A 14351-nucleotide genomic window follows, 5' to 3' on the forward strand; every position below is an offset into this window, starting at 1 on the left:
AACTGCGCTTTCCACTCTTTGGGGCGACGTATGACAACACACGGTGCGACCACGCAAGGCAAGTTCCACAAGCGACTGAGTCTGACTGACCTGACCTTTATCGGCCTGGGTTCCATCTTCGGCTCGGGGTGGTTATTTTCCGCAAGCCATGTGTCTTCGATCGCCGGGCCGGCCGGCATCCTGTCATGGATTCTCGGCGGCATTGCGGTGTTGCTGCTGGGGCTGGTGTATTGCGAGCTCGGCGCCGCACTGCCGCGCGCCGGCGGGGTGGTGCGTTACCCGGAGTATTCGCACGGCGCCTTGCTGGGCTCGTTGACCGGCTTCATCACCTTGATTGCGTTTTCCAGCCTGATTGCGATCGAGGTGGAAGCCGCGCGGCAATATGCGGCAGCGTGGTTTCCGTGGCTGAGTCAGCCAGGCAGCAGCCATCCCAGCGTGTGGGGCTGGTTGGTGCAGCTGGCCTTGCTGCTGCTGTTCTTCGTGCTCAACTACTTCAGCGTCAAGACCTTTGCGCTGGCCAACAACATCGTCAGCATCTTCAAGTTTCTGGTGCCGATCCTGGTGATCGTGCTGCTGATGAAGCACTTCAACGCAGACAACCTGAGCGTGCATGGATTCGCACCGTCGGGCATGGCCGGGGTGGAAGCGGCGATCTCTGCCGGCGGCATCATCTTTGCGTATCTGGGGCTCACCCCCATCGTGTCGGTGGCCAGCGAAGTGCGCGACCCGCAGCGCAATATTCCCATTGCCTTGATCCTGTCGGTGGCGCTGTCCACGGTGATCTATGTGCTGCTGCAACTTGCCTTTCTGGGCAGCATTCCGGCAGCACAACTGGCGCAGGGCTGGAGCGGCATCGACAAGGCATTTTCGCTGCCGTATCACGACATCGCGCTGGCCTTGGGCATGGCATGGCTGGCGGCGCTGGTGATCTGCGATGCGATGGTCTCGCCCAGCGGCACCGGCAATATCTACATGAATGCCACGCCGCGCGTGGTGTATGGCTGGGCACGCAGCGGTGGATTTCTGCCGGTGCTGACGCGGATCGACCCGGCGTCGGGGATTCCGCGTCCGGCGTTGTGGTTGAGCCTGGGCCTGTCGATCTTCTGGACGCTGCCGTTCCCGTCATGGGAGACGCTGATCGGCGTGGTGTCGGCGGCCTTGGTGCTGAGCTATGCGGTGGCGCCGGTGACGGTGGCCGCCTTGCGGCGCAGTGCGCCGGACTTGCCGCGGCCGTTCTATGTGCGCGGTTTGACGGTGTTGGGGCCGGTGTCGTTCATGGTGGCGGCGTTGATCGTGTACTGGTCCACCTGGCCCACCTTGTCGTGGCTGCTTGGCCTGCAAGTGCTCGCCTTTGTCCTGTACGTGCTGTACCGGTTGCCATCGCGCGAGGGCAGGGCGCGCTTGCTGCGGCAGGTGCGTGCGTCGCTGTGGTTGATCGTGTTTTTCGTATTGGTGATGGCGGTGTCGTGGGCCGGCACGTTTGGCGGCCACGGCTGGATCGCGCATCCGTTCGATACGCTGAGCGTGGCGGTGATCGCGTTCTTCATCTATCACTGGGGCGCACGCAGCGGCCTGCGCAGCGACGAACTGGCATTGGAAGAAGACGATGGCGAATGACGCCTGGCGTCATGCATGGATAACGCAGGCGGCGGGCGTCATCGCCGCCTGCATGCTGTTGCTTGCGGCCACTGCGCAGGCGGCGCCCAGTGTGGCCGATTACCAACGCTCGCTCGGCTTGCGCGCGCGCTGGAGCACGTTGACCCAGAACGTCGCCTGGCCAGCGCAATGGCAGGACGACAGCACGTTCTATTACCGTAAGACCGTGCCTGGCGGGTTCGCCTTCATCCGCGTGGACGTTGCCACGGTGCACAAGCAGCCGGCCTTCGACCAGGCGCGCGTGGCGCAGGCGCTGCAAGCTGCCACTGGCGTCGCCTATACGGCGTTGGCGCTGCCGTTCGAGCAGTTTGTGTACTCGCAGGAAGGCACGCGTGCAGACGGCGCGATCGTGTTCGCCATTGAGGACGCTGCGTGGCGCTGCACCTTGACCACGTACCAGTGCGCGCCCGACGCCCCCGGCCGGCAGCCGCAGTTGCAGCAGCGGCCGCGCGGCTTTGGCGTGGTGCGCGACCCGGACGTAGCGGCCGATACCACGCCGCGCCGCTCGCCCGACGGGCAGTGGGAGGCGCTGGCCGATGGCTGGAATCTGGTCGTGCGTCGGGTGGCCGATGGCCACCTCGTGCAGCGTACCGACGATGGCCGAGCCGAGGATTACTTCGATCCGGAAAGCATTGCCTGGTCGCCCGATTCGCAGCAGTTGGCGGTGTATCGGGTGCGGCCGGGTACTGCACGCCGGGTCACCCGAGTGGAGGCCGCGCCGGCCGGACGTCTTGAGCCGGTGTTGCACACCCAGCTGTATCCCAAGCCGGGCGATGCGGTGGATGTGGAAAGGCCGGTGCTGCTGGCGGTGGATGGCACACGGCGCGTGGTGGACAACGCGTTGTTCCCCACACCGTATTCGTTGTCGCCGCTGCAGTGGCGGGCGGATGGGCGCAGTGTGAGCTTTGAGTACGTGCAACGCGGGTTTCAGCGTATGCGCGTGATTGCGATCGATGCCGCCACAGGGCAGGCGCATGTGGCAGTGGGCGAGGACGCACGCACGTTCGTCTATGCCGACCGCAGCTTTCGCCATGAGGTGGATGCGCATGGCGACCAGATTCTGTGGATCTCCGAGCGCGACGGTTGGCGACATCTGTATCTGTACGACGGCCACAACAGCACCATCATCGAGCAGGTCACCCAGGGGCCCTGGGTGGTGCGCGATGTACTGAAGGTCGACGATGCGCAGCGCCGCATCTGGTTCACTGCCAGCGGTATGGATGCCGGCAAGGACCCGTATGACCGCCAGCTCTACAGCGTGGATTTCGATGGGCGCAACTTGACGCGATTGACCACCGCCGATGCCGATCACGACGTGGCGATTGCAGACGATGGCCGGCACTACGTCGATGTCTACTCGCGCCCGGATCTGCCGCCGGTGATGGAGCTGCATGCCATCGACGGCCGGTTGTTGCAGCAAGTGGAACACGGCAACATCGATCGGTTGCTTGCCGCAGGCTGGCGTGCGCCGGAAACTTTCGTCGCCAAGGGCCGCGACGGTCGCACCGACATCTGGGGCATGGTGGTGCGGCCGCGCGATTACGACCCCCACAAAAAATACCCGGTGATCGAAAACATCTACGCCGGCCCGCACGACTCGTTCGTGCCCAAGACATTCTGGCCGTTCGGCTATCACTCCGGCGGCGACAAGCAGATCGGCATGCAGGCGCAAGCGGATCTGGGCTTCATCGTGGTGATGATCGACGGCATGGGCACCGCCAACCGCTCCAAGGCCTTTCATGATGTGGCGTGGAAGAATCTGGGTGATTCCGGATTCCCCGATCGCATCGCCTGGCATCGTGCACTGGCGGCCAAAGATCCTTCTTACGACATCAGTCGCGTCGGTATTTACGGCGCTTCTGCCGGTGGGCAAAGCACCTTGGGCGCGCTCGAACGCCATCCGGACTTCTACAAGGTGGGCGTGGCGTTCGCCGGTTGCTACGACAACCGCATGGACAAGATCAGCTGGAACGAGCAGTGGATGGGGTGGCCGGTGGATGGTAGCTATGCCGCTGCCTCGGGCGTGGCCAATGCGGGCAAGTTGCAGGGCGACCTGCTGCTGATCGTCGGCGAGCAGGACAGCAATGTAGATCCTGCCTCCACCGCACAGGTGGTGGATGCCTTGATCAAGGCCGGCAAGGACTTCGACCTGCTCAACGTACCGGGCGGCGAGCATTCGGTGGGCCGCTCCAGCGGGCCGATCGATTATGTGCAGCGCCGCCAGTACGACTTCTTCGTGCGCCACCTGCTCGGGCAGCCCACGCTGCATTGGAATTCATCCACCCCGGAGGCCCGCTGATGCTGTTTGCCCGTTTATCCGCCATGCGCCGGCGTGGCCGCGCGGTTGCCTGCCTGTGTGTGCTGTCGTTGCTGGCAGGTGCGATGGCACCGGCAGCGTGCGCTGAAGAAATGCCACGCTTTGTCAGCCAGAACGGCCGCCATGCGGTCTTTGTCGATGGTGCGCCGTATACGATGTTGGCTGCGCAGTTGCACAACTCCAGCGCGTGGCCGGCGGTGTTGCCGCAGGCACTGGACGACGTGGTCGCGCTGCATGCCAACACCGTGGAAGCACCGGTGTATTGGGAGCAGTTCGAGCCGGCGCCGGGCCGTTTCGACACCACCAATGTGGATGCATTGATCGCCGGCGCACGCAAGCGCGGCCTGCGCGTGGCACTGCTGTGGTTCGGCAGCTGGAAGAACGGCCAGATGCATTACGTGCCGGAGTGGATCAAGCGCGACGAGACCACGTATCAGCGCATGCGCGATGCCAATGGCGAGCCGGTGGATGTGCTGTCGCCGCATGTGGCTGCCAATGTGCAGGCCGATGCGCGTGCGTTCACCGCGTTGATGCAGCATCTGCGCAAGGTCGATGGCGACCGCCACACGGTGATTCTGGTGCAGGTGGAAAACGAACCCGGTGCCATCGGCACGGTGCGCGACCACGGCCTGGCCGGCGAGGCGGCATTTGCGCAGCCGGTGCCTGCAGCAATCGCACAGGCGCTGGGCAAGCCGCAAGGTAGCTGGCAGCAGCTGTTTGGTGCCGATGCAGCGGAAGCCTTCAATGCGCATGCCACCGCCGCATACATCGAGCAAGTGGCCGCGGCCGGCAAGCGTGCGTATCCGCTGCCGCTCTACGTCAACACCTGGCTGCGCTACAAGGGCAAGCGCTACCCGGGTATGGATTACCCGTCCGGCGGTGCCACGGTGAATGTGTTCGCACTGTGGCGCGCGGCCACGCCGTCGATCGACTTCATCGGTACTGACATCTACACCAGCGACTACAACGAGTACACCAAGGTCATCGGCCAGTACGCGCGGCCGGATAATCCGGCCTGGGTGTCGGAGACCGGCTTCGAAGCGGCGACGGCGCCGTACCTGTTCCATGTGCTGGGGCAGGGCGGGATCGGGTTTTCGGTGTTCGGCATGGACGGCAACCCGGATAGCGACGCCAATCGCGCTGCAATCGCTGCGCATGCGGCCAATTTCAGGTTGTTGGCGCCGCTGCAACGCGTGCTGGCGCAGGCCGCCTTCGACGGACGGCTGCAAGGCATTGCCGAGCAGCCCGGCATGCCGCAACGCACCCTGCGCTTTGGCGATTGGCAGGCCAAGGTGTCGTTCGGCGCGCCGTTGTGGGGCGATGCGCCGGCGATCCTGCCGGGCAACGACGATCACGGCGGGCGGCTGCTGGTGGCGCAGCTGGGGCCGGAAGAGTTCTTGGTCACCGGCATGGCCGCGCGCATTGAATTTTTCCGCGAAGCGGCCGATAACCGTCATGGACAACTGTTGCGGGTGGAGCAGGGGCGGTATGTCGACGGGCGCTGGCAGGTGGAAAAGCAGCTCAACGGCGACCAGACCGACTACGGGCTCAACTTCGGCCGCGGTGGTCCAACCAGCCAGGAACCGGTCGTGCTGCGGGTGCGCGTCGGTTCTTACTGAGTCTTGCTGATCGTGTCGTTGCCGCCCTTCGCATGCTGTCTGCAACGCGTGGGGCCTTGTTTGCATCCACTCACCGCCACACCGGAGCCACCATGAGCATCAGCAGCATCGCCAGTTCCGGAATGCAGGTCGCCGCGCTGCGTCAGCAGGTGGCCGCCAGCAATGTGGCCCGCCAACCGGTAGAGGGCAGCCCGCGTCAGGCTGTCGCGGCCAGCACGCAAGCCAATGGTGGAGTGTCGGCCAGCGTGGTCGATGCGTCGTCCGATCCGTCGGCTCCGGTCACTGATCTGGTCGACGGGCTATCGGCGCGCAACGACTTCCAGGCCAACGCCGCTGCGCTACGTCGTTCCGACGAGATGTTGGGTAGCTTGTTGGACGTATTGAGCTGAGAGCTCGGAGTGGAAGACGGCCGTTGTCGATTTAATGCACGGCTGCCCGTTTGATGCCGTGCTTGGCGACACTTGTCTGCCACTTCGCTGCAGGGCCCTTACCCACCCACCATCGCGGGACACGCCGCAAGTACGCCCCTGTAGGCGCTTACGCGGCATCCATGCCGCGTAAGGTCCCGCGACGGTGGGCGGGCAAGGACCAATCAAGAGTGTCGGTGTGCATGGTGCAAGCAATGCATGACGCCTGCGTTCGCATAATGGCGCGTTTTGTCATCCTTCCAACGCAAGTAGATCAACGGCCACGTTTGTAAGAAAGTAACCTGGTAACTCTGCTTGCAAGAAAGCAACCGATTCACTCTCTGGTGCGGTGTTCTCACCGATTGAGGGACCGTGTGGCGGCATGGATGCGGCCACCGAGCCTACATGGAGGTACTTGCGGCGTGTCCCGCGAGCGGTGAGGGCACCGCGCCCTCGACTGACTAGGCTCCTGACTTAGAGCGTCATGCTGAAGTCGTTTTACTCACTTCCCCTCATTGCCCAACACCTGCGCTGCATCGACGATCTCCACGCCCTGTAGCTGTCCCAGGAAATTATCGAACCAGGGCTTGTGCGTGGCGCCCACCACCGCCAGCACGCGTGCGCCGGGTTGGTCGGCAAAACTGGCACGCACGTTGGACACCATGCGCAGGTTGCGGATTTCCCAACCGGACACGTAGCGATAGCCGTAGTGTTGCGGCGACTTCTCGCTCAACGCCGCGCGGAAGTCCACATCGATCGACAACTGCTGGTTGGCCGGCAGGTTGATCGCGCGGTACAGCTCCAACAGCTTGCCTTGCTGCGCCAGCTGTTTTTTCTGCGCGAGCATGGTGCTGGCGCGCGGGGCGGCTTTTTCCCAGGCCCCTTGGACGGCAGTGCCATAAGCAGCCGGGTCGTCCACCTGCACGTTGTCGCCGGTGTGATCGTCGACCGGGTAGACGCGCTGCAGGCCCAGCCGTACCGCCAGCGGCACGGAGATCAGGCTACTCTCGTCCTGGCGCTGTTCCGCAGCGCGCAGCCGCGCGACGAGCGCTGTATCCAACCCATCTCCAGCGCGTTGCTCTGCCTGCGCAAGCTGCAGCCACTGCACCAAGGCAGACAACGGATCGCCCGAGGCCAGAAACACTGCAGCCAGCTGCCGTCGCTGCGCCGGCGTCGGCATGTTGGGCCAGCTCTTGAGCGTTGCACGTACCTTGCCGATGGCGGTGGGCACATCCAGGCCGGTCGCACGTGCTGCGTCGTCGACCTTGGGACAATAGGCCGCACTGTCTTCCGGCAGATACACCGTGGGATTCCGCCGCATCAGATCGCAGGTTTCGCCCGACAGATCCTCCGTCGTGATGATGGTCGGCTTATAGGCCGCCAACCGGTCCAGCAATGGTTGCAGCCGTGCTGCACTGATGTCGCTGCCTTCTGGCAACTGCGACAGGTGCACGCTGCCAAGCACCAGCACCTGGGTGCGTGGCGCGGCCATGTCCGCATCCAGTTGCGACAGGTCCACGTGTGCCTGCGCGATGCCCGGTGCGATGAGCGTCAGCAACGCGAGGCACAGCCGGCGGGGGCGCAGCAGGGCGGTCAAGACGGGTGCTGCGACGGAACGCGACGCTACTGCGTCGACGCCGTTCGAGGTGCAAGGTACTGGTGGCTGCATGACGGTCCTTGTACGTAATCGCATCCGCGCTGCCGCAAGCGCACCCTGCGGCAGTAGATGTGCAGCGAGTGTGGCCGATACCGCAGGCATCCAACCCGGCCGGAAAGTCATGCCGCCAAATGGCAGGGGGTCCTGCGGGCATGCACTGCGTCATGCTTGCTCGATGCTGGAGCATCGACCGCAGGTCGCTTCAAACGCCGGCTGCAGAACTCGATGGTCACGTCTGGCAAGTCTTGACGACATGCGCTGAGAGTGGCTACCAAAACGTCGCGAGCAGTCTTCAGATGGGTGTGGACGGCGCGCTCAGAACCGGAAGGTACGGAGTGGTACATGCCGCACCGAGCACCGGCCGCGCCCGCCTGGCGGTGAGCACAGTCGTTTTGTTAGCTGCCCTAAGCTGCGTGTCGACTGCTAGCGCTTCGTGCACATCGCCTGCGCAAGAACCGCACCGCGACACCGGCAGTTTGCGGTGATCGATGTGGTTTATCCATCGTCGGCATACATTATCGATTGCGATTTAGCGCAGCCGGAACCCATCAGCTATGCGGCATGCAAGATGCCAGGGAGCCAAGCAACGCAGCCAGTCCGCCGGCGCCACTGCATGCCTCAGATCTTGCAAGGGCCCAGTGTTGCGCGCATGCCGTAAGGCCGCAGCAGCCACCACCGCGCACATGCCAGTGAATCGGTCTGTATGCAGATTTCCGCACCCGCGTCGGATCACTGCCACAAGACGTGGCGGGTGCATGCGCGCAGGATGCGGTTACGACCACCCAAGGGCACGACGATGGACCGGAGAACCTTTCTGCGGCAGGGCATGGCAGCGACCGCGGCCGTGGGGGCCGGCGCTGCGTTGGCGGGCCACGCGGTGTCGACCAGCGCGGCGGCGCCACCTGCAGCATTACGGCCGCGCCTGGAGGCATTGCCTTCAGCCGCGCAGGTGGGCAGCAAGCTGTGCAGTTTTGAGCACCTGCAGCAACAGTGGACTGTCTACGAGCAGCTCGACGGCTCGCAGGGCCAACTCACGTTGTGGACCGATAGCGGCATGCTGCGCTTGGACAAACGCACCGAAGCTGCTTACCCGGCGGCAGGGGCGCCGTACTTCGGCATGCCGTTGGCACAGGTCGCCATGGCCGACGCCGACCTGCTTGCTGATCGCTTGCTGCGTGAGGGCGACCCGGACGAGGCGCAGGTGCGCGATGTCGCACCACCGCCGGCGTCGTTGCTGGACCCCAAGGACAACGGTGGGCGCTGGCCGTGGACCACGTTTGTTGGCACGCGCGAAGCATTGGACACCATGCCGATCTTGCCCAACGGCCGCAGCCGCACCTCGCGGCCGGAACATGCCTTCACCGAACTGGGCGAGGAGGCGCTGATCAAACGGCGCGAAGAAGGCATGCTCGGTGGCTGGATGCCGGCGGTGCGCAAGGTGATGCGCCGCGAGGGCGAGGCCGATGCGTGGTACGACGTGCTGGTATTCGCCGATGTGCGCGCGCCCGACCGCTTCGTGGTGCAAACCTGGCACCGCACCATGCAGGTCCGCGGCGGGCAGATCGTGGCGGTGCACTACACGCACAGCTATCCCGCATTCGGCACGCTGCGCACGCCGGCCACCGCGGAGCAGTTCTATGCGGCGCTGATCGATTTCGCGGCGTATTGGCAACAGGCATTGGACGGCACGGTGCAGGCGCAACTACCCGATGCCAGTTGGAATGACATGGCGCAATTCGCGTTCGCGCGCGAGCTGGTGGTGCGCCCGGGGGGCGATTACCCGAAGTACGGCGCGGTGGAGCGCGACTACTACGGTAACGAGTACGACGGCTTTCAGGACACTTTTACCAGTTCGCTCTACGCCAATCTGGAATGGGGCCGCTTTGCTCAGGCAGCTGCGGTACTCGACAACTATTTCGATGCGTTCGTGCAGGACGATGGCCTGCCGAACATGCGTGGGCCGGAGGTGGGGCAGTTCGGTCTGACCTTGTCGTTGCTGGCGCGCTATCTGCGCTATACCGGCGATGCGCTGCGCTTGCGCCGATTGCTGCCCAAGATTGCGGCCACCGCGCAGGTGTTGTGCGCGTTGCACGATCAGGCATTGGCATTGCCGCGCAATGCGTCCGGGCACGGCCTGCTGCATGGCTGGAACGAGTCGGATGCGTGCCTGTTTCCCGATCCATCGCTGTGGTGGAAGCCGTATTACGCCAACAGCGCGCTGACCATTCGCGGGTGGGAGGACATCGCGCAGGTCTGGAGCACGCTCGGTGGCGATGCGGCACAGGCAAGCCAATGGCAGCGCCGCGCGAAGCAGTTGCGCACACGGCTGGAAGCCAGCCTGCGTGCCAATGTGCGCCGCGATCTGTCGCCGCCGTATGTCGGCCCGCTGCCGGGCACCAAGTTGACCTTTCGGCAATCGCTGCTGCAGGAAAAACCCAGCGAGCAGCAGTGGCCGCATCGCGCCTATGCCGAGTTGCTGCAGGCCGATGTGTTGCCGGACGACCTCGCCCATCTGGTGATCGACTGCCTGCGCGGCCACGGCGGCACCAGCATCGGCGTGGTGGCCAATATCGCGCCACCGGAGCCGGGTAGCCGCGATCTGCTGGGGTTTATTTCCTACGGGTATGCGCAACAGCTGCTGCAGCTGGATCGCATCGAAGAGTATCTGTTGTTCGTCTACGCGCACCGCTATCAGGTGCACACGCGTGGCAGCTGGACGGCGGGCGAAGTCAGTGGCATCACCGGCGGCATGCCGTTGTTCTGCATGCCGGCGCAGATGACCATCCCGTTGTTGTTGCGCTGGATGCTGGTCAGCGACGACAGCGCGGGCGAGCAGTTGTTTCTTGCGCGTGCAGTGCCGCGTGCATGGCTGGCCAGCGGCGAGGCGGTCGGTATTGCTGCGGCGCCGACACGTTGGGGCACGGTCACACTGACCTTGCGGACCGATACCGCTGCACGCCGTATCGATGCACAGGTGCAACTGCCCGAGCGCGCTCCCAAGCGCACCTGGCTCACGCTGCGTGCGCCAACCGGCACGCGATTGCAACGCGTACTGGTCGATGGACAACCGGCGCGTCTGCAAGGCCCGCATGCAGATCGGGTGGCGCTGTCGTACGGCATCGCAGCGGTGCAGGTACAGGCCTGGTACGTGTGACGCACGTCGCTGCAATGCCGTCATCGACACGCGGCGCGATCTGAGCGCGTCGATCGACATCGATCGCCGTCTACTCCGCTAGCGGTAACAAGGTTATTTTTGAGGGCGTGTGCAGTGGTCTTGCCATCACGCTGGGCGTGAAGCGAGCAATCCTGAGACCGCGCTGCCATCAGGCGCGTGCATGCGATTCGGCATGTATCAGGTGTACGCGATAACCGCTTGCCATGTGTCACCGTGCTTTGTGTCGAAATTATGGCAAAAGCATGTGAATTTCCGCACGAGTGCCGGATAAATTCGTCAAGACGCCAGCGCGGCATTGTCGCAAGCTTTTTTTGCGTGGCCTGCAATTCTTGGTCGCGTGCTCTCAGGGGGAGAGCAGCAACGTCGCCGTCCTGTCTGGCCAGTTGCCGTTTCGTACGGCAGTTCGCTGGTGTCGTCTTTGTCGTGATCGATCTCTCATCTTGCGCTGTTGCAGTGCGGCTTGGCCGTGCGCGCAGGTTGGCCGTTGTCCCCATGAAAGCACAAGGAATTCCGATGTCGCCCAGCTGCTCCGCCATGCTGTCGCAGTGCCTCGTTTCCAGACGTCACCCGTTGGTCAAGGCGATCGTCCTGGGCTTGTCCATCGTCGCCGTGCCGGCGCTCGCACAGCAGCGCAGCGCCGACGACGATGTCACCCAGACCCTGGATCAGATCAACGTCACCGGCACCCATCTGCGCCGCGTGGATGCCGAGACTGCCAGCCCGGTCATTGTGGTCGACCGGCAGCGCATCGAAGATAGCGGCAAGAGCACGCTCGGCCAGTTGCTGCAACAACTCCCGGCCATGTCCGGCTTCATGCCGGGCCCTGCGCTCAACTCCGGTTTCAGTCATGGCCGTGCGCTGGTGTCGCTGCGCAATCTGGGGCCCGAGCGCACGCTGGTGCTCGTCAACGGCCACCGCATGGCCGGACCGGCCAGCAGCGTGGCGTCGGCACCGGGCGTGGACGTCAACGCCATTCCGGCCTCGATGGTGGAGCGGGTGGAAGTGCTCACCGATGGTGCCTCGTCTGTGTATGGCTCCGATGCGATCGGCGGGGTGGTCAACATCATCCTCAAGGACAAGTACGACGGCTTTGCCGCCACGGTCGATTACGCCCAGAGCACGCATGGCGATGCCAATAGCCGCACGCTGGGCCTGGAGTGGGGCAAGACCTGGGACCGCGGCGGGGTGATCCTTGGGCTCAGCCGCAATTCGATGAATCCGGTGTTCAACCGCGATCGCAGCTATGCCGCCAGGGCGGTGGAGTTTCTCGACGGGCAGGTCAGTGAGATCCGTGGCGGCAACACGCGCGTATTCCTGAGCGACGGACGCAGGCTGACCCCGGCCGACGGCGTGCCGCCCGGACCGGTCGACGCTACTGCATTCCGTCCTTACCAGCCTGCGACAGACAGCTACAACGTTTACGACGCGCAATACCTGATCACCCCGATAGAACGCACCAACGCCTCGCTGCACGGCAGTTTCGAATTCACCCCGAACGTGCAGGGGTATATGGACGTGTTCTGGACGCGCAGCAAGACCACCTCGCGGTTGGATGCGTTCGGCATGGAGATGCAGGATGCGGCCAGCAATTACTACAACCCGTTCGGCGATCAGCTGGACCGTTATCTGCTGCGCTCCACCCAGGCCAATACGCGCGTCTATACCGCGACGATGTTCCAGACCAATATCGTGGCCGGCCTGCGCGGGCGCGTGGAAGGCACCAGTTGGCAATGGGATGCGGCGGCAGGCTACGCACGCTACAAGGACACATTGGTACGCACGGGCTTCTCCATCACCTCGGCGTTGAACAACGCCACCGGTGCCTCGTTTCTGGACAGCGATGGGGTGATCAAGTGCGGCGCGCCCGGTGCGGTAATCGCCGGCTGTACGCCGATCAATATCTTCAACCCCAGCGATCCGGCCACCATCGCGGCGCTACGCGGCACCCAGCGGCCGGTGGATCTGATCGACGAGAGCCAGATGCGTTTTGTCGACATCAGCGCCAACGGCGATCTATTCAAACTCCCCGCCGGTGCTGTGCAGGCAGCGGTGGGTCTGGTCTATCGCACCAACAAATTCGCACAGGGCACCACCAGCGAGGTGGCCGCCGCCGATGCCGACGGCAATTGCGATTACAACGACGGCTGCATCCTCCGGCAGGGCCGCGACGAATCGGTGCGCGAGGCCTATGCCGAATTGCTGGTGCCGTTGCTTAAAGACGTGCCGTTTGCCAGCAGCCTGAATCTCAATCTGGGCTCGCGCTATTCCAAATACGATGCCTGGGGCAACACGACCAACAGCAAGGTTGCCATCGAATGGCGGCCGATCGCTAATTTGCTGGTGCGCGCCACCGGCTCGCAGGTATTCCGCGCGCCTGCGCTGGGCGATCTGTATGGCTCGCCCTATAACGCGGTAATCGACACCACCGGCGATTTCGAGGACCCATGCAATGGCTATGCCGGCGCCGCGCCCAATCCAGCCTGCGCCAATGTGCCCAACGATGGCAGCTTCACCAATACCGCGCAGTTCAACGTGGTGACCTCCGGCGCCAACAATCTCGGCTTCCAGCTCAAGCCGGAGCGTGGCCGCTCCTACAACATCGGGGTGGTGTACGACCCCGACCAGGTGCGCGGCCTGTCGCTCAACGTGGACAGCTGGCGCGTGGTGCTGGATGACATGCTGTCTGGCGTTGGCGAGCAGCAAGTGGTCAACGATTGCTTCGATGGAAGCGAAGCAGCGTTCTGCCCGCTGATCCAGCGCGACGCAGCCGGGCAGCTGACGCGCGTGTCGGTACCGTTCGCCTACAACAGCGGCAAGGTGGATATCCGTGGCTACGATGCGGGCATCCACTACACGCTGGCCGATACCGCGCGGGGTAATTTTTCTGCCGGTCTGGATGCGACCTTCTTTTCCGATTTTCGCTTCGCTGGCGAAACGCACAACTACGTCGGCGAAAATTCCAGCTGGGGCAATATGCCGCGCTGGCGCGCCGTGGCCAATCTGGCCTGGGACAAGGGCCCATGGCATGCGAGCTGGAACACCCGGTACCTGGGTCGCACCGTCAACGGCAGCCAGTACGACAACTTCTGCGCCGACACCAATGCCGATGGCAGCTGCCGCTATTTCCCGATCGGCTCGGTGGTTTATCACAACGTTTCGCTGAGCCGCAAGCTGGCGTCCTTGCACAGCACGCTCGCCTTGGGCGTGGACAATCTGGGCAATCGCACACCACCGCAGTTTTACAGCTACTCCAACGCAGCCAATACCGACGCGACCACCTACGACACCTTGGGTCGCTTCTTCTGGAGCCGGTTGCGTGTGGAGTTTTGAGCGCGACACGCGGCGCCGGTATCGCGGTGGAGCATTCCCGCCGCCGATGGCGGGCGCCGTGCAGCACGCCTGCACTAAGCACGCCTGCACTAATCACGCGAGGTTCGTATGTCCGCGGCACGCTTCGCATTCTTGCAACGTGCTCTGTCGTAGGCGCCTATGCTGACCGGCTGCCGGCGCGTCGAGAGAG

At 64.0% G+C, this 14351-nt stretch carries 7 protein-coding genes and 1 other RNA gene; 6 read left to right on the forward strand and 2 right to left on the reverse strand.

Annotation, left to right across the window (positions count from 1 at the left end):
- The first annotated feature begins 30 nt into the window (after positions 1–30).
- From VC212_RS12180 to VC212_RS12195, 4 genes are all read left to right on the forward strand, one after another.
- Positions 31–1617: an APC family permease gene (locus VC212_RS12180; protein ID WP_055851632.1), complete on the forward strand. Its 1587-nt coding sequence runs from the start codon at positions 31–33 to the stop codon at positions 1615–1617.
- Positions 1607–3955 carry a DPP IV N-terminal domain-containing protein gene (locus VC212_RS12185; protein WP_323514854.1) on the forward strand — a complete coding sequence of 783 codons (2349 nt, stop codon included), beginning with the start codon at positions 1607–1609 and terminating at the stop codon, positions 3953–3955. Before VC212_RS12180 ends, VC212_RS12185 begins: the two co-directional genes overlap by 11 nt.
- A gap of 83 nt (positions 3956–4038) precedes the next feature.
- Positions 4039–5592, forward strand: coding sequence for a DUF5597 domain-containing protein (locus VC212_RS12190; RefSeq protein ID WP_323514980.1), 1554 nt, complete (start codon positions 4039–4041; stop codon positions 5590–5592).
- Between the two features lie 92 nt (positions 5593–5684).
- Positions 5685–5981, forward strand: a complete 297-nt coding sequence (locus VC212_RS12195) for a hypothetical protein (RefSeq protein ID WP_115513263.1) — start codon at positions 5685–5687, stop codon at positions 5979–5981.
- A gap of 520 nt (positions 5982–6501) precedes the next feature.
- Here the strand turns inward: VC212_RS12195 and VC212_RS12200 are convergent.
- Together VC212_RS12200 and VC212_RS12205 are read right to left on the reverse strand one after the other, a co-directional pair.
- Positions 6502–7596 carry a DUF5694 domain-containing protein gene (locus VC212_RS12200; protein ID WP_323514853.1) on the reverse strand — a complete coding sequence of 365 codons (1095 nt, stop codon included), beginning with the start codon at positions 7594–7596 and terminating at the stop codon, positions 6502–6504.
- A 326-nt stretch (positions 7597–7922) separates the two neighbouring features.
- Positions 7923–8000: non-coding RNA, sX9 sRNA (locus tag VC212_RS12205), on the reverse strand.
- A 452-nt stretch (positions 8001–8452) separates the two neighbouring features.
- Here VC212_RS12205 and VC212_RS12210 point away from each other — a divergent pair.
- Complete coding sequence (locus VC212_RS12210; protein WP_323514852.1) at positions 8453–10810, forward strand: Tat pathway signal protein; 2358 nt, start codon at positions 8453–8455, stop codon at positions 10808–10810.
- Positions 10811–11344: 534 nt separating this feature from the next.
- Positions 11345–14161, forward strand: coding sequence for a TonB-dependent receptor (locus tag VC212_RS12215; RefSeq protein ID WP_323514979.1), 2817 nt, complete (start codon positions 11345–11347; stop codon positions 14159–14161).
- Positions 14162–14351 lie beyond the last annotated feature (190 nt).

The organism is Xanthomonas sp. WHRI 8932A, from assembly GCF_035012785.1.
Classification (GTDB): Bacteria; Pseudomonadota; Gammaproteobacteria; order Xanthomonadales; family Xanthomonadaceae; genus Xanthomonas.

Coding starts and splice junctions, on each gene's coding strand:
- VC212_RS12210 (WP_323514852.1), top strand. CDS start 8,453: ATGGACCGGAGAACCTTTCTGCGGCAGGGCATGGCAGCGACCGCGGCC.
- VC212_RS12185 (WP_323514854.1), top strand. CDS start 1,607: ATGGCGAATGACGCCTGGCGTCATGCATGGATAACGCAGGCGGCGGGC.
- VC212_RS12195 (WP_115513263.1), top strand. CDS start 5,685: ATGAGCATCAGCAGCATCGCCAGTTCCGGAATGCAGGTCGCCGCGCTG.
- VC212_RS12180 (WP_055851632.1), top strand. CDS start 31: ATGACAACACACGGTGCGACCACGCAAGGCAAGTTCCACAAGCGACTG.
- VC212_RS12190 (WP_323514980.1), top strand. CDS start 4,039: ATGGCACCGGCAGCGTGCGCTGAAGAAATGCCACGCTTTGTCAGCCAG.
- VC212_RS12215 (WP_323514979.1), top strand. CDS start 11,345: ATGTCGCCCAGCTGCTCCGCCATGCTGTCGCAGTGCCTCGTTTCCAGA.